Genomic DNA, 21,814 nt, shown 5'->3' with positions numbered 1-21,814 from the left:
TTCCTACCGCAAACCGTCGAGCAACGAAAAGGACCGATTTTCATGGCTGTCTCCCGCTCCCAAACGCCCGAGCGTCCCATCCATCGCGCCGTCAGGCTGGCCGTTCTGGCCATGTCGCTGGCCGGCGCCGGCGCGCCTGCGCTCACACACGCGCAATCGACCTCGGGCGTGGCCGCTCGCCAGGCCTACGACATACCGTCGGGGCCCCTGGGACGCACGCTATCCACGTTCGCGGCGCGAAGCGGCATTGCACTGTCGTTCGACCCGGCCTTGACCGACGGGCTGACCAGTCCCGGCCTGAAGGGCAGCCATACGCCGCGCGAGGCCATCGAACAGTTGATGGCCGGTAGCGGACTGAATCTGGTGCAACGGCCTGACGGCAGCTATATCCTGTCGCGCCCGGTTGCACTGCAAGGCGGCACCCCGGGCAGCAACGCCGAGACCCGCCTGCCGACGGTTACCGTGACGGCCGCTGGCGAAAGCGGCCGAAGCGCCGTGACAGGCTATGTGGCCAGGGAGTCCGCCACGGCCAACAAGTCGGATACCAGCCTGATGGCGACTTCGCAGTCGGTGTCGGTGATCACGCGCGACCAGATGTCCGACCAGGCCGTCCAGACCGTCAGCGACGCGCTCAAGTACACCGCAGGCGTGAACGCCGACCCGTATGGCGCCGATCCGCGCGCCGACTGGTTCTATATTCGCGGCTTCAACGCCGATGTCTACTGGGATGGCCTGCGCGTACCGCAGATTGCCAATCGCGCGGGCAGCTACGCCGCGTTTCGCGTCGACCCGTCATCGGTAGAGCGGGTCGAGGTATTGCGGGGCCCGAGTTCGGTGCTGTATGGCGCCGGCAATCTTGGCGGCTTTGTAAACCTCATCAGCAAAGACCCGCTGGCCGAGCCGTATCACGAACTGGCAATCGATTACGGCTCGCATGACCGGCGCCAGGCACGTTTCGACTTCAGCGGGCCGCTCGACAAGGACGGTACGCTGCTGTACCGCGTGAACGGCCTGGGGCGGCTCAGCAATACCCAGACCTATAACGTTACCGACAACCGCATCAACCTCAATCCGTCGCTCACATGGCGGCCCAACGGCGTCACGAGCCTGACGCTGTCGGCGACGTTTCTCTACGATGACATGGGCTCGTCCGCAAGCTACGGCCCGGCGATCGGCATGGTCACCCCGTCGCGCTACGGCAAGATTCCACGCAGCCTGCTGACCGGCGATCCTGCGTTCGACAAGTACTACAAGACCCAGGCGGCGGTGGGGTATCGGCTCGAACACCGCTTCGCCGACAACGCGGTGTTCCGCCAGAACGTACGCTTCACGCATCTGGACCTCGACTACAAGTCGCTGTTCGGCCGCTCGCTGGCCAGCGACCAACGCACGCTCAACCGTACCGCCTACCAGGCCCAACCCAACCTGAATGGCGTGCAGGTCGACAACAACGTGCAGGTCGACTTTGCCACGGGTCCGTTGACACACAAGGTCGTGACCGGCGTGGACCTGCAGTGGCAGGACTTCCACAACCGGGTGTGGAGCGTGAATGGTCCGTCGCTGGACCTTTACGCGCCCGTGTACGGACTCAACCCGGCGTTGCCGGCCAATGCCACCACCAGCACCGATCAGGAGCAGAAGCAACTGGGGCTCTATCTGCAGGACCAGTTGCGCTGGGGCCATTGGGTGCTGTCGCTGGCCGGCCGGCAGGACTTCACGCGCGCCAGCACGCTCAACAACCGCACCGGCGTGACGACCAACCAGGATCCGTCAAAGTTCACCTGGCGCACCGGGCTGCTCTATGAAGCGCCGGTTGGCGTGTCGCCCTATGTCAGCTATTCCACGTCGTTCCTGCCGACGCTGAGCACCAACCTGGCCGGCGAACCGCTCAAGCCCACCACGGGCCAGCAAGTGGAGGCCGGCATCAAGTACCAGCCCCCGGGCAGCCGCTCCATCGTCACGCTGTCGGTGTTCAACCTGACCCAGCAGAACGTCTCGACGACCGATCCGGCCAATACGGCAAACACCATCCAGACCGGCGAAGTCCGCTCGCGCGGCGTGGAACTGGAGGCCAAGGCAAGCCCGCTGCCGCGACTGAATCTGGTGGCAAGCTTCACGTACCAGGATCCGGAAGTCACGCAGAGCAATGGCGCAGACCTTGGCAAGCGCCCGTACGGCGTGCCGCGCACCATGGCTTCGGCATGGGCTGACTACACGCTCGCGCCAATCCAGGACGTGCGCTTCGGGTTCGGCGGTGGCGTGCGCTATATCGGCAGCACGGCGGGCGATACCGCGAACACGTTCAATGTCTCGTCCGTGGTGCTGTTCGATGCGTCAGTGCATGCCGATTTTGGCGCGCGGTGGCGGCTGCAACTGAACGCGTCGAACCTCTTTGATCGCGAATACGTGGCGGGCTGCAACTCAACGATCCAGTGCTACTACGGCAATGGCCGCACGGTCATGGCTACTGTCAGCACGCGCTGGTAAAGAAGACGAGGGGAGCGTTGGCACAGGCGGGTCGCCCGACTCGGCGGCCAACGCCCTCCGAAGCAGAACCAGGCGTCGGCACGTCGTCTGCGCACAATCCTGGAGTCGATCGTCGACGGACTGCCGCATCCAGGACTGCAGGTGGTGAAGCGTATGCCGGGCCGGCTCTCCAACGACAGGCAACAGCAGCGAAACCAGGCCGAGCAGCAGGAACACGTGCAGGAATGGGCCGCACTCATCGCGCATGGCTTTGCTCGCTGGGGATGGTTACAGGTCCAGGACCAGCGTACCTCCAGAGCATCGGGACACGCATGGTGTCATCACGGTCTGCCGTTCGGTCTCGTCAAGAATGAAGTCCTGGTGATCGACTTCACCGGCCAGGTATCGAACCTTGCAGGTGCCGCACAATCCTGACTGGCAGGACGTTTCCAACGGTGCGCCCGCTTGCTGAAGGACTTCGGCGAGGTTCTGGTCTGGTGCGACAGTCAGCTTCTTGCCCGATTGAGCGAGTTCGACCACGTATCCTTCGGTCGGACTATCCGTGGTGGCCGGCGCCTTCTGAACCGGTGCCTTGAAGTGTTCGCAATGCACCAGTTCCTGCGGCCAGTGTGCCGCGGCATCGGCGCACGCCTGCATGAAACCGCCGGGGCCACAGTAGTAGACATGCGTATCCGGCTCCGGATGCTTCAGCAGTTTGGCGATGTTGAGCCCATCCTTTGGATTTCCGCCGTCGAAGTGGCATTGGATTTTTCCGATCCGGGCCAGGCCCTTGAGCTCCGCCTCGAATGCGGCGTACTGCGGGCCCTTTGAGCAGTAGTGCAACTCGTAGTCGATCCACTTCGACTCAAGGCGATGGACCATGGCCTTCAGCGGCGTCACGCCAATGCCGCCGGCCAGCAGGATGATTTTCCTGGCACCCTCTGCCAGCGGAAAATTGTTCCTCGGTACGCTTACCCTGACGCGATTCGGAACGCGAAGGGTTTCGTGCATGCCACGCGAGCCTCCGCGACCTGCTTCGTCACGAAGGACGGCAACGACATAGCGGTGGCGCTCCTCGGGGTTGTTGCACAGTGAATATTGCCGGATGACGCCGGGGGCGATGTGAACATCGATGTGGGCACCCGCCGTGAAGCCCGGCAACTCGTTACCGTCGGGATCCACAAATTCGTACGAGTTGATGCCGGCAGCTTCCATGCGGACTTGCCGAAGAACCAGTTCCAGGTGGGTGAGCGCGTTGCGCTCGGCGGTGGGGGCATTCATGCTGAACCTCGTGTCTCCAGGTACATCGGGCCGGGCGGTACGGTGCCGCCCGGCGTTGTCATGTGCGACGGTGCGCTTACGCCTTCAGGCTCTGTTCCAGTTCATCGAACCTGGCCTTGACGAATGCGGCACGCTCCTCGCCCCTCAGGCCATCAGCCTCCGTGATGATTGCCACAGCCTTGCGTGCCAGCAGGCGACGATTGGCGACTTCCTGCTCCATCGTTGCTGCTTCCGGGAGCTCGAAGACATTGCCTGTGCAGTAGCTGTTGGGTGCGCCACCGACGTCACGCAGCCATTGCGCAAAGCCTTGCGCAGCCGCTGCGGCGTTGGAGCCGCGCACCGCCTCGCGCAGCATCTTGCGGAAGGCATAGAGGCCGGCGTCGAACTTGGTCGGGTTTTCCAGCGAGTGCACCGCGATCGGCCGCTGGCTGATGATGGCCTCGTAGTCGCCCGGCGCGTACTGGGCATCCTTGTAATTGGCGCGCTCGCGGTGATTGGGCGGAATCGGCGGCATGTCCTCGAGCTTGTACTTGCCGAACCGCTCGGGCCGGCGCATGGCCACCTGGCCATCGAGGAAGTCAATGGATTCGTATCCGACCATGCTCTTGTCGCCCACCAGGCGCGTGTCGATGCCGGGACCCATGACGCGCCAGCCGATCATCTTGCTGTTTTCGTCGTCGACGGGCACGGTCCAGCGGATGATGTGGAAGCGGCTGAACAGCTTTTTCTTCGAGCCATCTTCCGAGGTATAGGCATGCAGGCTGAGGTTCGGCAGGACCTGGTGCTGGATACGCAGGAACATCTTGTCCTTGTCGACCCGCCGGGCGCCCGCGCAGGCCAGGCCGCGGCCCTGATGCACTGGAATGAACTGCATGTCCGGTGCGACCTCCATCGACGCAGCACCGACTTCGTCGAATGTCGTGCTCTGGAACTTGCCACCCACGACGTTCTTCGCGGCATGCAGCGCGGTGGGGTGGAAGTTGTCGGCGGCGTTGTCCTGCACCTGGAGCCAGTTGCAGTGCTGGAAGTTGCTGTACGGCACCAGTTCGTCGGTAGGCAGTACCGTGAAGTCCTGTTCCCACTCGGGGAACGGCGGCTCTTCTTCCGGCGGTCCCATATAGGCGAAGACCAGGCCGTTGCGCTCGATGGCCTTGTACGCCCCCTGGCGAATCGAGCAGGCGTACTTGTCGGCTTCCTTCTCCTCCCCCTCAGGGAACGGCACATGCAGGCAGGCACCGTCCACGTCGAACACCATGCCGTGATAGCAGCATTTGATGCCACGTTCCTGGATCGCACCGTATTCCAGTGAAGCGCCGCGATGCACGCAATGGGCATGCAGCACACCCACGCGGCCACTGCCGTCACGAAACGCCACGAGTTCTTCGCTCAGGATCTTGAGGAAGCGCGGCGTGTCCGTGAGCTCCATCGACATGCACACCGGATGCCAGAAACGACGCATGTACTCGCCCGTGGGCGTGCCCGGTCCCGTTTCGGTGAGTTCAGGGTCGTGGCCTGGCACGCGGCTCGTGTAGTAGCCGCCGAAAGGAATCAGTTTCTTTGCGGTGGGGGCAGCAGCGGCGTTGCCCCCGGTGGTCTTGCCGGCGTCGTGTTGGTCGAACGGTGTGGTCATGGTGCGTCTCCTGAGGGGGTATCTCGTAGTCGTCTTTGACTACTGAATTCTGAACTCTGTATTCAAAGTTTAGGCGCGCAATACGGCGTTGTAAGTGCGGGTTTACGCGGGAATTGGCGCCTTGCTCGTCTTGCCGGGTGGTCAGTTTCTGGATTTGTCGACCAATGCCGACTTACGGATCCACGGCATCATCCCGCGCAGTTGCGCGCCGACCACTTCGATCTGGTGGGCCGCGGTCAGACGTCGGCGTGACTGGAGGGTAGGGCCGCCCGCCTGGCTTTCCAGGATGAATGACTTGGCGTATTCGCCGGTCTGGATCGATTCGAGAACGGCCTTCATGGCGGCGCGGGTCTGGTCGGTGACGATGCGCGGGCCGGTCAGGTACTCGCCGAACTCGGCATTGTTGGAGATGCCATAGTTCATCGTGCCGATGCCGCCTTCATAGATCAGGTCAACGATCAGCTTGAGTTCGTGGAGGCATTCGAAGTAAGCCATTTCCGGGGCGTACCCGGCTTCCACGAGTGTGTCGAAACCGGCCTTGATGAGCTCGACGGTGCCGCCGCACAGGACCGCCTGCTCGCCGAAGAGGTCGGTCTCTGTCTCCTCGCGGAAGTTGGTTTCGATTACCCCCGAGCGGCCACAGCCGATGGCCGTGGCGTAGGCCAGTGCAAGGTCGCGAGCGCGCCCTGACCGGTCTTGCGCGACGGCGATCAAGCCAGGCACGCCGCCGCCTTCCGCATAGGTCGAGCGCACCGTGTGGCCGGGAGCCTTCGGCGCAATCATGACGATGTCCAGATCCTTGCGGGGAATGACCTGCCCGTAGTGAATGTTGAAGCCGTGGGCAAAGGCAAGGGTGGCTCCTTCGCGGATGACCGGTTCAATCGATTCGCGGTACACGCGCCCGATGGTCTCGTCGGGGATCAGCAGAATGACAAGATCTGCCAGCGCGGCAGCGCGCTCGACTGGGGCAACCTTGAGACCTGCCGCCGTGGCTTTTTGCCAGGATTCGCCACCTTCGCGCAGACCCACGACCACATCGATGCCGCTGTCCTTGAGGTTCAGGGCATGCGCGTGCCCTTGAGATCCGTAGCCGATCACCGCCACCTTGCGCTCGCGCAAAAGCGACATATCCGCATCTTTATCGTAGAAGACTTTCATGCCATTCCTTGGTTGCTATACTTTGATTTCTGAACTCTGTATTCAGAGTTCAGATTGTTGATGCCGGATCGCGGCAAAGTCAAGCGGTTAAAGTCAAGCGGTGCTTCCGCTGCAGTGCGGCGGCGATTGCATTGATCCGGCGGCTCGACCACAATGGTCTGGATACAGAGTGCAGAAGACAGAAGGCAGTCATCATGGCAACCACGTTTCCCAAGATCCAGTCCCGGCCCGACTACGTCGATGAGGTGTACAAGATGCTTCTTGACGCCATCAGCGACGGGACGCTCGCCCCCGGCACACGGCTGACCCAGGAAGAGATCGCCGAGCAGATGCAGGTGTCGCGCTCTCCGGTCATCCAGGCGCTGCGCATCCTCAAGAAGGACGGGTTTGTGCAGGACGCGCCGGGGCGCGGCGTGCTGGTGACCCCGCTCGATGCGGTCTCGATTGGCCATCTCTATGAAATCCGCGGCTCGCTGGATGCGCTGGCTGCCCGACTCGCGGCGAAGCAACACTTCAAGGTCGATCCAAAGATCATTGCCAACGGCCGGCGCGCGACCCAGGGCAAGGACGTCAAGGCCATGATCGATGCGGACATGGAGTTTCATCACGCCATCTACCGTGCCGCAGGCAATCCGTTCCTCGAGCAAAGCGCGCAGAACTATTGGGTCCATCTTCGCCGCGCGATGGGCGCCGTGCTGCAATCGTCGGCGCAGCAACGCAAGACCATCTGGGATGAGCACGAGGCCATCGCGGAAGCCATTGCCGCGGGCGATGCCGCGCGAGCGGCTGAGTTGACGGATCTGCATACGACACGCGCGCGGGAGAACCTGACCAACCGTCTTGACGAGTTCTTTGGCGAGACCCGCCAGACGGCCTGACTCAGTTCTTCTTTCCGTTCCTTACCGGCGATCCCGCCTGCCGAGGTTTACCAGTCCGGCAGGTACGGTGAACACCAGCAGCGCGCCGATGACCAGACTCGCGGCCAGCACCAGCACGCCGTTGCCAGTGGTGCCGGTCGAAGTCTGGACCCAGCCAATCAGATACGGGCTGATCACGCCGGAGATGCTGCCTACCGAGTTGGCCAGCGCAATCCCGGCCGCGGCGGCTGCACCCCCGAGAATTGCCGGCGGTAAGGTCCAGAACTGCGAGATCGTGGTCATGATTCCCATCGTGCCGATGGTCAGGGCAAACATCGCAATGGCCGTGTTGTTCGCATAGGCCACGCTAAAGCACAGGCCCAATGCTCCGAGCGCGCCCGGTACCGCCAGGTGCCAGCGACGTTCGCCGCGGCTGTCCGAACTCTGTCCAACCAGAATCATCGAAACGGTTGCAGCGGCGTAAGGGATGGCTGACAGCAGGCCGATGTCCAGCGGATTGGAAACGCCGCTGGCCTTGACGATCGTCGGCAACCAGAAGCTGACGCCGTAGAGCCCCATGGTGAAGAAGAAATAGATCACGCTGAGCAGCAGGATCTTCGGGTTGGTCAGACCGTCACGCACCGAATGCAGCGCGTGACCACGGCTCTCCGCAGCCAGATTGTTTTCGATCATCGCCTTCTGGGACGAACTCAGCCACTTGGCGTCCGAGACTTTGTCATCGAGATAGAAGAACGCGACGATGCCGACAATGACCGTGGGAATGCCTTCGAGCAGAAACAGCCACTGCCAGCCGGCCCAGCCGTGGGAGCCGTGCATGGAGCTCATGATCCAGCCAGACAGCGGGCCGCCAATGACACCCGACATGGGGATGCCTGTCAGGAACAATGCGGTGACCTTGCTGCGGCGTGACGCCGGGAACCAGTACGTCAGGTAGAGCAGGATGGCCGGGATGAAGCCTGCTTCGGCGACGCCGAGCAGAAAGCGCATGATGTAGAAGCTCGTCGGTGTCTTGACGAACAGCATCGCTGCGGAAATCAGGCCCCAGGTGATCATGATGCGGGCGATCCATCGCCTGGCGCCCACGCGCAGCAGGATCAGGTTGCTGGGAACTTCGAACAGCAGGTAGCCCACGAAGAAGATCCCCGCGCCAAGGCCGTAGACGGCATCGCTAAGCCCAAGGTCCTGCATCATCTGCAGCTTCGCATACCCCACGTTGATGCGGTCCAGGTATGCGCACATGTAGCAGAGAAACAGGAACGGCAATAGCCGCCACATGACCTTGGAATATGTTTCCGATTCGGTGGCGACGTAGGGCGTCGCCACGCTCACTGGGGTTTGCATGGGGTGTCTCCTTGGGGCTGTATTTATCGATGTAGAGAAGGCCGCGTCAGCGTCGCGCTGCTCGGAATGCGGCCTGCAAGGTCACGGGCGTGACCTCTGCCGAGGCAAGGCAATTACTTAATCGAACATGTCCGGCTGGCTGAGGCGCAGGTGATCCCAGATCGGTTGGAAGTGCAGCCAGCCGATGTAGTCGCTGCCAACGTGTTCGCGGCTGTAGCGGGCGCGCTCGGGCGTGACCAGATGGGGCTTGACGCCCGTCGCTTCGATCATCAGTTGCTGCTTGCAGCAGCGCTCCAGTGCGATGAACCAGAATGCGGCGGCTTCGATGCTGTGACGGCTTGCCGTAAGCAGGCCGTGATTCTGGTGAATCGCGGCCTTGACGCCCTTGAAGGCATTGGCAACCTTGTGGCCGCCCTTGACCTCGACCGCTACCTTGCCGGCCTCGTCACCGATGACCACGTGGTCTTCGTAGAACGCACATGCGTCCTGCGTAATCGGCTCGATGCCCTTGCCCAGTGAAGCGAAGGCAGTGCCGTACTCGGTGTGCGCGTGGCACATGGCCACGATGTCCTGATGCATTTCGTGGACGGCAGCGTGGAGCACGAAGCCAGCGCGATTGATGGCGTAGTCGCCCTCGACCACGCGGCCTTCGTGGTCCGCACAGATCAGGTTCGAGACGTTCACCTGCGCAAAGTGCACCGCCATCGGATTGGTCCAATACAGTTCCGGATGCTCCGGATCGCGCACCGTCAGGTGGCCGGCAAAGCCGTAGTCCAGACGTTCCAGCGCAAACGCGCGGCAGGCCGCAACCAGGCGTTCCTTGCGATGCTGGCGCTCTTCTGCCAGCGTTGCGAACTTCGGCACGGACGGATAGATCAACCCCATCTGTTCCGGCTGATAAATGGAGGTGCGCTCCTGGTCGTTGAAGACCTGTGGGGCGCGTTCGAGTACTGCTGCCATGTCAACTCCTCGGTAAAAAACTTGTAGCGACTATTCGTGTTCGCAAGCCCGTTTGATGCCTGCGGTACGTGTTCATAGTCGTTGCCGGGGACTGCGTTGACAAACGATGGGTGTTCATGAAAGCATGAACCACACTCATGTATGGCAAACAGATAATGAGACGAGTGCCTAATTTTGTGCTGCTGCGAGCCTTTGAGGCGGCAGCGCGCCTGGAGAGCTTTACGCTGGCGGCCAAGGAGCTTCACCTGACCCAGTCGGCGATCAGCCATCAGGTGAAAGAGCTGGAGGAGTACTTCAGCCGCAAGCTTTTCGATCGGCGCACACGCCGCGTGGAACTCACGCCAGAGGGCAAGCGGCTTCAGGAAAGTCTTTCGCGCGTATTCGATGTCATTGAGGCTGCCTGCAATGAGGTGGCACTTGCCCCGCAGTCACAGGTACTGGCGGTCTACTGCGCGCCAAGTTTTGCCGTGAAATGGTTGGGGCCAAGGCTGCCGCAGTTCATGCAGACGCATGGGGATATCACGATCAGGCTGTCTTCGGGCGCGGAGGCCATCGACCTCACGCACGCGCGCGAGGTTGATGTCGCCATTACCTATGGGTCGGCGCACACCAGGGCGGGGTTGGTTGTTCGTCCCCTGGGTAAGGAGCGGATCGTTCCGCTATGTTCTCCGTCACTGCTCGATCCGGAGGAGCCGCTGCGAAGTCAGCTGGAGAAATTGCCGCTGATCGATTCCCAGCTTAGCCGTGTCAGTTGGCCGGATTGGTTCGGTGCAAACGGCATGACATGCCCGACCCGGCCACGTGCGTCATTTGACCGGGGCGCACTGGCGATATCAGCGGCCGTGGACGGCATGGGCGTCGCGCTGGAGAGCATACGGCTTGCGGAAAGAGAGTTGTCGAGAGGCGACCTGGTTGCAGTGGGCGAAGATCAATTCGCCCACATCGCGCGAGACACCCATTTCCTGTCTTTCCGGCAAAACGAAGCCCATCTTCCGAAGGTCGCAACCTTTGTCGATTGGTTGCTGTTGCAACTTGGTCTTGGGGAGTAGACCGGTAAGCGCCCGGATCTACTTCACGCCTTCGCCGGGGTGACGACCCGCCGCCATTTGGTAATTTCGGCCGAGAGGAACGCGCCCAGTTCCTCGGGGGTTCCCGTGCGAGGGAGAAGTCCGAGCGTCGCAAGCTTGTCGCGTGTGTCTTCGGTCGACATCGCTTTCGTGATCGCGGCATTGAGTCGCGTGATGATTGATGAGGGCGTACTGGCGGGCACGAACACGCCACCCCAGCTGACCACTTCATATCCCGCGACGCCCGACTCGGCTACCGTTGGAACATTGGGAAGGGCGGCAAGCCGCTGCGGTGTGGTCACGGCAAGTGCGCGGAGGTTGCCTGCCTTGAGGTGAGGCATCACCGCGGCGAGCGGGTCGATCATCACGGCGATGCGGCCGGAGATCAGGTCAGGATGTGCCTGCGTGCTGCCTTTGTAGGCGATCTCCACTACGTCCTTGAGACCGGTCTGGCGCGCCAGCAGATTCATGGCGAGTTGCTGCGGGCTGCCCAGCCCCGTGGTGCCGTAGCTCGCCGCCCCAGGGTTCTTCTTCAGGTATGCAACGAGTTCGGGCAGGGTCTTGACGGGTAGCGCCGATCGCACGACCACCACCAACGGGGTGGTGTGGGTGAACGCTACGGGTGCGAAGTCCTTGATGGTGTCGAAAGGCAGGCTCTCCAGCGTGACTGCATTGATGGCCATGTTCGACGAGCATTGGAGCAGCGTATAGCCATCGGCCGCTGCCTTCGCGACGTAGTCGGTTCCGACGACATGCGACGCCCCGGGCTTGTTGTCGACAACGATCGATTGCCCGAACTCGGCGGATACCTTGCTGGCCCACAATCGTCCCACCAGATCGTTGGGCCCGCCCGGCGTAATGGGAACCACCAGGCGAATGGGTTTGGAGGGGTAGTTGTCAGCGAGCGCCCATTGCGGGAGTGCCGCGCCAGCGGCGATTGCCAGCGATTGGCGGAGCATCTCGCGGCGGCTGATCGCTGCGGGGTTCTCCAAGGGTGAGCGGAAGTGTTTCATCATGTCTCCTTGTTTTCGTGCATCGAGGCACATCGCGTTATTTCTGCAGGGGAGCCGGGAAGGCGATATCGAGCTTGCCGGCCCATGGCGCGATGCTCTGGACGATCGCCTGTTGCAGGGCGATACCATGTCGTGAGGCTTCCCGCTTTTCGGAAGCGGCCCGGTCGCCGGGCACACGTACCGGCTTGCCAGCAGGCAGCGGGCGTGCATTGCGGCAGGCGTCCGCGACGAACTGCGTCTGACGCGTAAAGGTGTCCAGTCCCGAAAACGCCGTCGGATCGATGACCTGCATGTAAAGAGAGACACTTGTGCCCTTGGGCTGGTCGGCGCGGCCAAAGCCTGAGAGTCCCTGGGTCAAGGCCTCCACCAGCAATGCCAGGCTGTACCCCTTGTGCCCATGGTCCATTCCTCCCACCGGCAGCAGGGCTCCACCCTGTTTCACGACAACGGCGGGGTCGGCGGATGGATTGCCATCCGGGTCGACGACCCATTCCGCGGGAAACTTGAGACCGTCTCGCTCGAGTTGTCTGGCACGATTGAGCGTGGTAATCGAAGCGCTGATGTCGAGCAGGATCGGATCTGCCTGCGTCGGAAATCCCGCCGCAATGGGGTTGGGTGTGAACACCGGCTGGGCAGAACCGTATGGCGCGACGCCTGCGACCGAGGGCGTGGAACTCGCCATCAGGGCGACATATCCGCGCCGGGCCGCGCGTTCCATATAGGTTGCCAGCGCGCCAACGTGCCCGCATTCGCGGATCACGATGGTCACGGTGCCATACGTGCCGACACGCTCCATCGCCAATTCCAGTGCACGCACGGCAAGCCAGGCGCCAGGCAGGCGGCGACCGTTCCAGGTAGCACATGCACCACGATCAACCAGTACCTCAGGTTCTCCGGACAGGGTCATGGCGCCTGAGACTGCTGCGTCCAGATACCAGGGCAGTAGCGCCAGTCCGTGCGTCGCGTGGCCGAGTTCATCGGCTTCCACGAGGATCTGGGCGACATCTTGCGCGCGGTCCCTGGGCAATCCGGCTGCTGCAAGCAGGTCGATGGCGAAAGTGCTGAGTGCGCCGGATGAATAGCGTTGCGTATCGTGATCGGTCATGGCGTCAGTGGCGTCAATGGCGTCTGTAGCGTGGTTTGAGAGGTGGCTTTACAGGGGATCGAGCGCGGGCCTGCCGCCCAGTACCGCGGCGACGTTCTCCAGCGCACGGATGCCCAGCGCTTCGCGCGTATCCACCGTGCCGGTTCCCATGTGAGGCGTCATGAAGACGTTGTCGAAGCCGGCCAGTCGCGCATCGATGTTGGGCTCATTCATGAATGTGTCCAGACCCGCGGCAGCAAGCTTGCCGCTTGCCAGCGCGTTGACCAGCGCGTCCTCGTCGACAAGATTGCCGCGTCCTGCATTGACCAGAATGGCGTGGTCGGGCATCAACGCCAGCGTCCGGGCATTGATGAGCGGCGTCTCGCCGGCGGGCAGGTGTAGCGTCAGGAATTCGCAATGGGGCAGCATTGCGTCAAGGTCGGCGTGGTAGAGGGCGCCGTGTTCGAGTTCTGGTGGCAAGCGGCGGACGTCGTAATAGTGGATCTGCATGTCGAATCCGCGCGCCCGCTGCGCCACCGCCTGGCCGATTCGTCCCATCCCGGCGATGCCCAGTGTCTTGCCGGAGAACCGCACCCCCAGCAGTTCGTCGAATCCGAGCTTGCGACCCCAGCCTGCCCGCATCAGCGCGTTGTATTCATTGGCCCTGCGCGCTGCGCAGAGCAGCAGCATGAGCGTCAGGTCCGCGGTGCATGCCGTGACTGCCGTGGGGCAGTAGGTCACGGTGATGCCGCGCGCCTTCAAGGCCGGGACGTCCAGATGATCGAATCCGACACTGGTGGTGGCGACGACGCGAATCCTTGCCGGCAGCCGGGCCACGCTGGCCGCATCGAGCCGGATGTTCGATCCCAGCACCAGCCCCTCGGCGTCATGCTGTTCCAGTGCATCGATGGTTTCCCCGGGCGACAGCACGCGCTCGGCAACGAGGGCGTCGAACGTCTGGTGGGCGAAGTCTGTCACTCGCCGAGGCATTGGCCTGGCGACTACAACCTTGTGCATGTGTATTCCCCTGCTGGGAGGTTTGGGCGGACTACTGGGCGGTGATGTTGGCGGACTTGATGATCTCGCTCCACACGCGGATCTCGTCGGCCAACAGCTTCTGCAGATCCTGCGCGGATCCGTTTTGCGGCTCGGCGCCCAGGATCGAGAACTGGTTACGCAACCCATCCGCCCGCATGGCGCCTTGCAGGTTGCCCGACAACGTGTCGAGCACCGCTTTGGGGGTGCCGGTTGGGGCGAAGACACCAAACCAGCCCACTGCCTCGAACCCGGCAAGACCGGATTCTGCGACGGTGGGCACACCAGGCAACACGCTCGATGGCTTTCGGCTCGTGACAGCAAGCGCCCGTACATAGCCTGCCTGGATGTGTTGCCGCATCACCGCCACGTTATCGATCGCAGCTTGCAGTCTTCCCGTACGCAGATCCGCCACGACATCGGTCGAGCCTTTGTAGGGGATGTACTGCATGTCGGCGCCTGACATGCGTTTGAAGCGTTCCCAGCCAAGATGCTGGGCCGTACCGGGCGACGAGCCGGCATAGTTGATCTGGTCAGGGTGCTTCTTCGCATAGCTGATCAGTTCGGCCACCGATTTGACGGGTAGCGAAGGGTGAACAACCATGACATACGGGGTGGTCGCCACCAGCCCAACGGGGCTGAACGATTCGACGGGGTCGAACCTGACGTTGCGATACAGCTCCTTGTAGATCGCGTGCGTACTGCTTGCGAACAGCAGCGTATATCCGTCGGGGCGTGCCTTGGCAACATTACCGGTGGCCAGCATGCCGCTGGCGCCGGGCTGGTTCTCCACGACGACCGGTTGCTTCAGTGCCGTTGACAACTTCTCGGCAACCATGCGTGCCAGTACATCGGTGGTCCCGCCGGCGGGGAATCCGACGAGCAGCCGGATCGGCTGTTTCGGAAAGTCAGTTTGCGCGGAAGCATTGGCGCTGAACAGGCCTTGCGCCAGGACCACGGCGCCAAGCGCCGTCATCCATCGGTTGAAGCGGGTGAATCGAACCATGGTGTCTCCTTAATGTTGTCTCAGCAGGCCCGTACGGTGCGGACGCTGAATTGAAATCATCAATCGAGTGTGACGTGCGCGGTGTCGGCGACTTTCTTCCAGCGCGCGATTTCGGCCGCCACATGCTTCTGGAAATCCTGCTGGGAGCTTGCAACCACCTCGAATCCCTGGGCTGTGAGCTTCTGCTGGATGTCTGGCGTTCGCAGCGTCTTGACGACGGCGGCGTGGATGGCGCTGGCTGCCTGGGCGCTGACTTTGGCGGGCATGGCCACGCCTTGCCACGAATACACTTCAAGACCCGAGACGCCGGTCTCTGCCATGGTCGGAACGTTGGCCATCAGCGGGCTTCGCGCGCCGCTTGTAATGGCCAGGGCCTTGAGCTTGCCGGCTTTCACGTAAGCAGAGACCGCGCTCAGATTGAGGAAGCCGACGTCGGCATGTCCAGCAAGCAGGTCCGATACGGCTTGCCCGGAGCCCTTGTACGGCACGTGCAAGCCTTTGGTTTTTGTCTGCTGCCAGAACAGTTCGGTGTTCAAATGTTCTGACGATCCCAGGCCACCGCTGGCGAAGCTGATCGAACCGGGCTTCTTCTTCAGCATGTCGAGCAGTTCCGCTACGTTGTTCGCAGGAAAGCCGGCGTGCGTGACAAGTACGTTGGGCGTGCGAACCGCTTCGGTAATGAGGGTGAAATCCCTTTGGGGCTTGTATGTCAGGTTCGGCTGGATGGCGGGATTGATCGCGTAGACGCCGATCGAGGCAATCAGCATGGTGTTGCCATCGGGTGCCGCGCGTGCCACCGAGGACGCGCCAATAGCGCCGGTGGCACCTGGCTTGTTGTCGACGACCACCGTGCGTCCGAGCTCCTGGCTCAGTTGCTGGCTGATGGTGCGGGCCACGATGTCGGACGATCCGCCCGGGCCAAACGGCACCACCATCAGCATGGGCTGCGGCTGTGCCAGGACTTGCGGGGCTGCAATGATGGCTGCAGCGGTGCTGAGTGCTGCAGCCAGTTGCTTCAGTTGCTTCAGCCGGTTGCGACGTGCGCAATGCATGGTTGTCTCCAGTTCTTTATGTCGTCGGTGCTTTGCGTTCGAGCTGTGGGTCAGCCCATGATCCCGATCTGCCAGGGCACGAATTCGTTGTCGCCCAGGCCCAGTTCCTCGCTCTTGCTGTGCTTGCCGGACGCGGTATCGAGCAGTTCCTGGAAGATGCGCTGGCCCATTTCTTCCAGCGTCATGGTTCCGTCGAGGATCTCGCCACAGTTGATGTCCATGTCCTCGGTGAGTCGCGAGTACATTGGCGTGTTGGTCGCCAGCTTGATCGAGGGCACGGGCTTGGCCCCGAACATCGATCCGCGGCCAGTGGTAAAGGCAATCAGGTTGGCGCCGCCCGCGATCTGGCCTGTGGCGGAGCAGGGGTCGTAGCCCGGGGTGTCCATGAACACCAGACCGCTGGTGGTCACCGGCTCGGCATATTTGTAGACTTCCATCAGCGACGTGGTGCCGCCCTTCATCGACGAACCCAAGGACTTCTCGAAGATGTTGGCGAGGCCGCCCTTGCTGTTGCCCGGGCTGACGGCACCGTTGATCTGCACGTCACGACCCTTGGCGTAGTCTTCCTTCCACCAGCGGATGCGCTCCACGAGCTTCTCGCCGACCGCCTGGCTTGCCGCGCGGCACGTGAGCGTCTGTTCCACACCGTAGATTTCCGGTGTCTCTGACAAGATGGCGGTACCGCCGTGTCGGACCAGAATGTCCATGGCGGCGCCCAGCGCCGGATTGGCGGTGATCGACGAAAAGCCGTCTGAACCGCCGCACTGCAGACCCACCTTCAGATGGCTTGCCGATACCGGCGTGCGCGAGACATTGTTCGCTTCGGGCAGCATGGCCTGGACTTCAGCGATGCAGGCTTCGATCGTCTTGCGTGTGCCGCCGGTTTCCTGCATCACGAACGTCTTCAGGTTGGCACCGGACGCCAGACCTTCCTGCTCCATAAGGCCCGCGATCTGGTTGCGCTCGCAGCCCAACCCAACGATCAGTACCGCAGCGAGGTTGGGATGCCGGGCATAGCCGGCCAGCGTCCGGCGCAGCAGTTGCATCGGTTCGCCGGTCATCTCCATGCCGCAGCCAATGGCATGGCCGAATGCAACGACGCCATCGACGTTCGGATAGTCCGCCAGCCGTTCCGGCGTAAACCAGTCAGCCGCCTTGCGGATGACCGTGGCCGAGCAGTTGACGGTGGAGAGCAGGCCGATGTAGTTACGCGTGCCCACCTGTCCGTTGGCGCGCACAATGCCCTGGAAGGTTGCGCGCTGGTCTTCGGCAATGTATTGGGTCGGCTTGTAGTCCCGCGCGTGGGCGTAGTCCCGATCGAATTCGCGGAACTCGACATTGTGGGTATGGACCATTGTTCCTTGCGGAATGTCCTGCGCCGCAAAGCCTATGATCACGTTGTATTTTCGGATTGGCTCGCCGACCGTTATGTCACGCGCGGCGATCTTGTAGCCCGCAGGTACCTGGCTGCGAGACCGGTAGCGGTCGCCTTCGAGCATCTCGCCCAATGCGATATCGGCGCGTGCAATGACGACGTTGTCTGCCGCATGGAGCCGGATGATGGATCCGATGACGCGTTTGCCCGAAGTCGCCAGCACGGACGCTTCCTGGCGCACTGCGGTGGCCGTTTCGTGAGTCATGTTGCTTGCCTCCTACTTGAGCTTCTTCTCGAGCCGTTCGACCAGCAGGTCGATATCGGCCAGGTCGGCGGCGGTCAGGACGGGGCCGGGCGCCCGCATGGCGGCCGAACGGATGGCGCCGCGGCGCTTGAGCACCTCCTTGCGCACGGCGACACCCCACTGCGACTGGTTCTCGAAGTTCAGCAGCGGCAGGTAGGTGTCGAACAGGTCGTGGGCTTCCTGTACCTTTCCGGCGACGTGGAGCTTGTGCACGCCCGACAGCATCTCGGGATACGAAAAGCCGGCCATCGGGCCTTCGATGCCGTGCGCCAGTTCCTGGAGCAGGTACACGCCGTTGTTGCCGGTCAGGATCGGTACGTGATGCGGCAGGGCCGCGCGCAGGCGCGAGATCTTGGCTGCACTGGGGATGTCCTCTTCCTTGATGGCCTGGATCTGCGGATGCCGTTCGATCAGGCGGGCCATGGTCGGCACGGACATCCAGACGCCGGTCGAGAACGGAAAGTCCTGCAGCACGGTCGGCACGTTGCCGATCCGCGAAAAGACGGCGCCGAAGTAGTTCAGGATTTCTTCTTCGGTTTTCAGGCCGGTGGCGGGGGCGATCATCACGCCGTAGGCGCCGGCAGCCACCACTTCCTTGGTGACTGTCGCGAGCTGGGCCACGCTGGGGTTGCTGACGCCGGCAATGACTGGCTTGCCCTGGGCGCGTGCGACATAGCGACGTACGGTCGCAATCGATTCCTCCATCGACAGCTTGGCCGCCTCGCCGGCCACGCCCAATACGGTGAGGCCGGCGGCGCCGTGGGCGAGATAGAAGTCGCACAGCGTGTCGACGCTTTCCAGATCCAGCGCGCCGTCGTCGGTGAAAGGCGTCTGGGCGACGATAAAAAGGCCATTGAAGAGTTGGGACATCAATTTGCTCCGTGTTTGCTGATGTTGCCGCTAATTTGTTAGCGCTAATATTAGCGCTAACAAATGGAGATGCGATGCTGGGGTTTCCCCTTAGATTTAGCGCTAACACCCGGTCGTGATATCTTCCCCGCTTATGAGTCACACCTCGCCGACAGACATGGAAGTTAGTCATCCTCCCCGCCGCACCCGCCGTGGTTCGGGGCGCGTCACCCTGGCCGACGTTGCCCATGTGGCAGGCGTTTCGGCGCAGACGGTGTCCCGGGTGCTCAACAGTCCGGAAACCGTGCCGCCCCAGACGGTTGCGCATGTGCGGGCTGCGATCGCGCAGGTGCGCTATGTCCCGAATCGGCTTGCCGGCGGGCTGGCGTCGGGGCGCAGCAAGCTCGTGGCGGCCCTGGTGCCATCCATTGCCTCGCCGGTGTTTCAGGAAACGTTGGAGGCGCTTACCCAGGCATTGGCCGCCAAGGGGTACCAACTCATGCTCGGGGAAAGCGGGTATGACGATGCGGATGAACTGGACCTGCTCGAAAACCTGATCAGCCGGGGGCCGGACGGTATCGTGCTGACGCGCGTGGTGCAGTCGGAGGTTTCCAGGCAACGGCTCGCGGCCTCGGGCATTCCCGTCGTCGAGACCTGGGACCTCACCGACGACCCCGTCGACATGCTGATCGGGTTTTCACACGAAGCGGTTGGCGCCACCGTGGCCAACCTGATGATTGATCGCGGCGTCAAGGCGCCGGCCATGGTGTCCGGCAACGACCCAAGGGCGCGTCGCCGCAGGAAGGGATACGCTCGCCGGTTGGTCGAGCGGGGCTGCATTGGCGCGGAGAGCGAACTCCCCGTTGCGGAAGTGTCGGCCCCGGCGCCGCTGGGTCACGGCCGACGCGGCCTGAGAGAGCTTCTGGAGCGGAATATCCCGATGGACGGTGTCTACTGCAGTACCGACATGCTGGCCTTGGGCGCACTCATCGAGGCAAAGGAACAAAATATCAGCGTGCCCGGCCAACTCGCGGTGATTGGCTTCGGCGATCTCGTGTTTGCCCCCGATACCAGCCCATCGCTAACCACGATACGGATCGATGGTCGACGTATGGGAACGATGGCCGCCGAACTGATCATGCAGCGCGCCGCTGGAGGGGCGGTCCCCGAGCGGCTTCACGATATTGGTTTCGAGATCGTCAGGCGCGCCAGCGCGTGACCATCAATCCGTCGTAATTGGAGTTTTCGAAACGACCTCCCGCCAACGCACGGTCTCGCGGTTCATCAAGGATTGAAGATCCTTCCCGCCTACCGCCATCGGTACCGTTCCAAGGTCGTTCAGGCGCTTCTGTACCTCAGGCTCCTTCATTACCTCGGCCATGGCTTCAGTAAGCCGTGCGCTGATCTCTGCTGGCGTCTTCGCTGGAGCAAAGACCGCAAGCCAGCTGGCGCTCTCCGCGCCCTTTACGCCTGCTTCGGAGATCGAGGGAACGTCAGGCAGAACCGCCAATCGCTTCTCGCTCAAAGAGGCGAGAGCTCGCAGCGAACCGGCCCGGATAAAGCCCAGCGTGGACGACGGGTAGTCGAACGCCACATCCACGTTCCCAGCCAACAGGTCCTGAATTGCCGGTGAACTTCCGCGATAGGGAACATGCGTCAGACTTGTGTGCGTAATCTCCATGAATACGAGAGCGGCCAGATGCGCTGCCGTGCCATTGCCAGCTGTTGCGAGATTGACCTTGCCGGGGTTCTTCTGCGCATAGGAAACGAGTCCCTTCACGTCCCGAATCGGACTTTTCGCGTTGACCACGATAATCGCGGGGGCATCGCAAACGGTATGGATTGCCGTGAAGTCCTTTTCCGTAGGCAAGCGTGTCTTGTTGATCAGCGGGTTCGTAATCTGGGTGACTCGCGAGCCAAAGAGCAGGGTGTACCCGTCGGCTTTCGCTCGTTCCACGTAGTCAGTGGCCACGGCTCCGCCTCCGCCGGCACGATTCTCTACCACGACAGGCTGGCCCAGGCGCACGCCCAGGCTCTTGCCAACGAGGCGCGCGGCGCTGTCGGTCACGCCGCCCGGAGCGAAAGGTACGACCAGGGTGATCGGCCTTGAGGGATATGTTTGTGCAGTAGAGAGTCCTGCATACCCAAGAAAAGCCAGGGTTGCGGAAAGGAGAACGGTACGCCTGGTAATGGGGTTCATGATGTGGTTCATGATTTGCTGCCTGGAATTAGCATGGAAATGGTCAGGTGCGATCCAACATGGCCATCACGGTGGCGTTGTACCGATCGCCCGCGACCTGCTCCGGCGAAAAAAGATGTCCGACGGCATCGATGTCGTCATCCGATAGCGTGACGGAGAGGGCTTTGACGTTTTCGTCGAGGAACGCCAGCGTATCCGCACCGCAGATGGCTATCACGTTTGCATTCTTTCGGATGAGCCATGCCAGCGACAGTTGCGCCAGCGTGCAGTCATGTTGTTCGGCAATGCCACCGAGCCTGTCCACCAAAGACAGGTTCCACGCAAAGTTCTCTGCGGAAAAGCGCGGATACTTCCGCCGCACGTCATCCGCAGCCAGATCGTCCAACGTGCGGATGCGGCCCGTCAGCATTCCGCGCCCCAGTGGGGAAAATGCCATTAGCGAGACGCCGAGGTCGTCACACTCTTGCAGCAACTCAGCTTCCACGTCTCGCGTCCACAGCGAGTACTCGCACTGAATTGCGGCGATGGGATAGGCGTTGCACGCTCTGCGCAGCGTGCGGGGCGATACTTCGCACAAGCCAAGCGCTTTTACTTTGCCTGCCGACACCAGTTCGGCCATGGCCCCAACGGTTTCTTCGATTGGCACATTCGGGTCGACGCGGTGTTGAAAGTAGATGTCGATCTGATCCACGCCGAGGCGCCGTAGCGAGGCGTCGCAGGCCTGGTGTACGTATTCCGGGGTTCCGCATACCGCAAATCCATCGCCGTTTTTTACATAGCCGAATTTGGTCGAGACAATGGCTTCACGCCTTCGACCCGAGATTGCGGAAGCCACCAATTGTTCGTTGTGCCCCCAACCATAGAAGTCGGCGGTATCGATGAAGTTGATGCCGTTGTCCAACGCTCGGTGGATGACAGCAAGGGATTCCGAGTCCTCACGATGCCCGTAGGCATTGCTCATCGAATAGCAGCCGAGAGCGATTGGTGCGGATGCCAAGGCTGATTGACCAAGAGGACGTCTGCCAGATGCGGCATTTACCATTCGATTGTCTCCTCGCAGATTTCCCGGCTTGCCGGGAATGTTGTTGTGCGATCTTGGGTAGTGGCAGGCACGC

The 21,814-nt window shown here is 62.1% G+C and carries 18 protein-coding genes; 4 read left to right on the top strand and 14 right to left on the bottom strand.

What is annotated here, in order from left to right; translation table 11 throughout:
* The first annotated feature begins 42 nt into the window (after positions 1-42).
* A complete protein-coding gene (locus ACO550_RS14195; protein WP_315593150.1) occupies positions 43-2,487 on the top strand; it encodes a TonB-dependent siderophore receptor in 2,445 nt (814 codons plus the stop codon).
* 267 nt (positions 2,488-2,754) lie between these two features.
* Here ACO550_RS14195 and ACO550_RS14190 read toward each other — a convergent pair whose 3' ends face one another.
* The 3 genes from ACO550_RS14190 to ilvC form a co-directional block, all read right to left on the bottom strand.
* Positions 2,755-3,747 (bottom strand): 2Fe-2S iron-sulfur cluster-binding protein, encoded by a 993-nt coding sequence (locus ACO550_RS14190; protein ID WP_315593151.1) that lies wholly within the window; start codon positions 3,745-3,747, stop codon positions 2,755-2,757.
* Between the two features lie 76 nt (positions 3,748-3,823).
* Positions 3,824-5,377, bottom strand: a complete 1,554-nt coding sequence (locus ACO550_RS14185; RefSeq protein WP_315593152.1) for a Rieske 2Fe-2S domain-containing protein — start codon at positions 5,375-5,377, stop codon at positions 3,824-3,826.
* Between the two features lie 141 nt (positions 5,378-5,518).
* Positions 5,519-6,535: a ketol-acid reductoisomerase gene (gene ilvC / locus ACO550_RS14180; RefSeq protein ID WP_315593153.1), complete on the bottom strand. Its 1,017-nt coding sequence runs from the start codon at positions 6,533-6,535 to the stop codon at positions 5,519-5,521.
* Positions 6,536-6,729: 194 nt separating this feature from the next.
* On the opposite strand from ilvC, the gene ACO550_RS14175 reads away from it, so the two are divergent.
* The gene (locus ACO550_RS14175) at positions 6,730-7,413 is read left to right on the top strand and encodes an FCD domain-containing protein (RefSeq protein WP_315593154.1); all 684 of its coding nucleotides are present in this window, start codon (positions 6,730-6,732) and stop codon (positions 7,411-7,413) included.
* Positions 7,414-7,434: 21 nt separating this feature from the next.
* Here ACO550_RS14175 and ACO550_RS14170 read toward each other — a convergent pair whose 3' ends face one another.
* Positions 7,435-8,754: an MFS transporter gene (locus tag ACO550_RS14170; protein WP_315593155.1), complete on the bottom strand. Its 1,320-nt coding sequence runs from the start codon at positions 8,752-8,754 to the stop codon at positions 7,435-7,437.
* Positions 8,755-8,871: 117 nt separating this feature from the next.
* Positions 8,872-9,714, bottom strand: a complete 843-nt coding sequence (locus tag ACO550_RS14165; protein WP_315593156.1) for a class II aldolase/adducin family protein — start codon at positions 9,712-9,714, stop codon at positions 8,872-8,874.
* Between the two features lie 137 nt (positions 9,715-9,851).
* Between ACO550_RS14165 and ACO550_RS14160 the strand changes: the two genes are divergently transcribed.
* Positions 9,852-10,763: a LysR substrate-binding domain-containing protein gene (locus ACO550_RS14160; RefSeq protein ID WP_315593157.1), complete on the top strand. Its 912-nt coding sequence runs from the start codon at positions 9,852-9,854 to the stop codon at positions 10,761-10,763.
* 23 nt (positions 10,764-10,786) lie between these two features.
* On the opposite strand, the gene ACO550_RS14155 is transcribed toward ACO550_RS14160, so the two are convergent.
* Genes ACO550_RS14155 through ACO550_RS14125 form a run of 7 tightly spaced genes read right to left on the bottom strand, consistent with a single transcriptional unit; the run spans position 10,787 to position 18,520 of the window.
* Complete coding sequence (locus ACO550_RS14155) at positions 10,787-11,797, bottom strand: tripartite tricarboxylate transporter substrate-binding protein (RefSeq protein WP_315593158.1); 1,011 nt, start codon at positions 11,795-11,797, stop codon at positions 10,787-10,789.
* A 34-nt stretch (positions 11,798-11,831) separates the two neighbouring features.
* Positions 11,832-12,899: an Ldh family oxidoreductase gene (locus ACO550_RS14150; RefSeq protein WP_315593159.1), complete on the bottom strand. Its 1,068-nt coding sequence runs from the start codon at positions 12,897-12,899 to the stop codon at positions 11,832-11,834.
* Positions 12,900-12,947: 48 nt separating this feature from the next.
* Positions 12,948-13,895: a D-glycerate dehydrogenase gene (locus ACO550_RS14145; RefSeq protein WP_315593160.1), complete on the bottom strand. Its 948-nt coding sequence runs from the start codon at positions 13,893-13,895 to the stop codon at positions 12,948-12,950.
* Between the two features lie 31 nt (positions 13,896-13,926).
* Positions 13,927-14,919 carry a tripartite tricarboxylate transporter substrate-binding protein gene (locus tag ACO550_RS14140; protein WP_315593161.1) on the bottom strand — a complete coding sequence of 331 codons (993 nt, stop codon included), beginning with the start codon at positions 14,917-14,919 and terminating at the stop codon, positions 13,927-13,929.
* Between the two features lie 59 nt (positions 14,920-14,978).
* Positions 14,979-15,971 (bottom strand): tripartite tricarboxylate transporter substrate-binding protein, encoded by a 993-nt coding sequence (locus tag ACO550_RS14135; RefSeq protein WP_315593162.1) that lies wholly within the window; start codon positions 15,969-15,971, stop codon positions 14,979-14,981.
* Between the two features lie 50 nt (positions 15,972-16,021).
* Positions 16,022-17,611, bottom strand: coding sequence for a UxaA family hydrolase (locus ACO550_RS14130; protein WP_485994880.1), 1,590 nt, complete (start codon positions 17,609-17,611; stop codon positions 16,022-16,024).
* Positions 17,612-17,623: 12 nt separating this feature from the next.
* Positions 17,624-18,520, bottom strand: a complete 897-nt coding sequence (locus tag ACO550_RS14125) for a dihydrodipicolinate synthase family protein (RefSeq protein ID WP_315593163.1) — start codon at positions 18,518-18,520, stop codon at positions 17,624-17,626.
* A gap of 157 nt (positions 18,521-18,677) precedes the next feature.
* Here ACO550_RS14125 and ACO550_RS14120 point away from each other — a divergent pair, with 157 nt between their 5' ends.
* Positions 18,678-19,718 (top strand): substrate-binding domain-containing protein, encoded by a 1,041-nt coding sequence (locus tag ACO550_RS14120; RefSeq protein ID WP_315593164.1) that lies wholly within the window; start codon positions 18,678-18,680, stop codon positions 19,716-19,718.
* 3 nt (positions 19,719-19,721) lie between these two features.
* Here ACO550_RS14120 and ACO550_RS14115 read toward each other — a convergent pair whose 3' ends face one another.
* On the bottom strand, positions 19,722-20,711 hold the full coding sequence (locus ACO550_RS14115) for a tripartite tricarboxylate transporter substrate binding protein (protein WP_315593165.1): 990 nt from the start codon (positions 20,709-20,711) through the stop codon (positions 19,722-19,724).
* A 31-nt stretch (positions 20,712-20,742) separates the two neighbouring features.
* Positions 20,743-21,741: an aldo/keto reductase gene (locus ACO550_RS14110; protein ID WP_315593166.1), complete on the bottom strand. Its 999-nt coding sequence runs from the start codon at positions 21,739-21,741 to the stop codon at positions 20,743-20,745.
* Between the last annotated feature and the right edge of the window lie 73 nt (positions 21,742-21,814).

The sequence above is a fragment of the Cupriavidus sp. genome (assembly GCF_057315035.1).
This window is presented reverse-complemented; position numbering and strand designations above follow the sequence as displayed.

Excerpts from the sequence above, each read along its gene's own strand:
- ACO550_RS14190 (WP_315593151.1), bottom strand. The coding sequence starts at position 3,747 with ATGAATGCCCCCACCGCCGAGCGCAACGCGCTCACCCACCTGGAACTG.
- ACO550_RS14115 (WP_315593165.1), bottom strand. The coding sequence starts at position 20,711 with ATGAACCACATCATGAACCCCATTACCAGGCGTACCGTTCTCCTTTCC.
- ACO550_RS14165 (WP_315593156.1), bottom strand. The coding sequence starts at position 9,714 with ATGGCAGCAGTACTCGAACGCGCCCCACAGGTCTTCAACGACCAGGAG.
- ACO550_RS14185 (WP_315593152.1), bottom strand. The coding sequence starts at position 5,377 with ATGACCACACCGTTCGACCAACACGACGCCGGCAAGACCACCGGGGGC.
- ACO550_RS14155 (WP_315593158.1), bottom strand. The coding sequence starts at position 11,797 with ATGATGAAACACTTCCGCTCACCCTTGGAGAACCCCGCAGCGATCAGC.
- ACO550_RS14135 (WP_315593162.1), bottom strand. The coding sequence starts at position 15,971 with ATGCATTGCGCACGTCGCAACCGGCTGAAGCAACTGAAGCAACTGGCT.
- ACO550_RS14125 (WP_315593163.1), bottom strand. The coding sequence starts at position 18,520 with ATGTCCCAACTCTTCAATGGCCTTTTTATCGTCGCCCAGACGCCTTTC.
- ACO550_RS14130 (WP_485994880.1), bottom strand. The coding sequence starts at position 17,611 with ATGACTCACGAAACGGCCACCGCAGTGCGCCAGGAAGCGTCCGTGCTG.
- ACO550_RS14120 (WP_315593164.1), top strand. The coding sequence starts at position 18,678 with ATGGAAGTTAGTCATCCTCCCCGCCGCACCCGCCGTGGTTCGGGGCGC.
- ACO550_RS14175 (WP_315593154.1), top strand. The coding sequence starts at position 6,730 with ATGGCAACCACGTTTCCCAAGATCCAGTCCCGGCCCGACTACGTCGAT.
- ACO550_RS14160 (WP_315593157.1), top strand. The coding sequence starts at position 9,852 with ATGTATGGCAAACAGATAATGAGACGAGTGCCTAATTTTGTGCTGCTG.
- ACO550_RS14195 (WP_315593150.1), top strand. The coding sequence starts at position 43 with ATGGCTGTCTCCCGCTCCCAAACGCCCGAGCGTCCCATCCATCGCGCC.
- ACO550_RS14110 (WP_315593166.1), bottom strand. The coding sequence starts at position 21,741 with ATGGTAAATGCCGCATCTGGCAGACGTCCTCTTGGTCAATCAGCCTTG.
- ACO550_RS14150 (WP_315593159.1), bottom strand. The coding sequence starts at position 12,899 with ATGACCGATCACGATACGCAACGCTATTCATCCGGCGCACTCAGCACT.
- ACO550_RS14145 (WP_315593160.1), bottom strand. The coding sequence starts at position 13,895 with ATGCACAAGGTTGTAGTCGCCAGGCCAATGCCTCGGCGAGTGACAGAC.
- ACO550_RS14170 (WP_315593155.1), bottom strand. The coding sequence starts at position 8,754 with ATGCAAACCCCAGTGAGCGTGGCGACGCCCTACGTCGCCACCGAATCG.
- ACO550_RS14140 (WP_315593161.1), bottom strand. The coding sequence starts at position 14,919 with ATGGTTCGATTCACCCGCTTCAACCGATGGATGACGGCGCTTGGCGCC.
- ilvC (WP_315593153.1), bottom strand. The coding sequence starts at position 6,535 with ATGAAAGTCTTCTACGATAAAGATGCGGATATGTCGCTTTTGCGCGAG.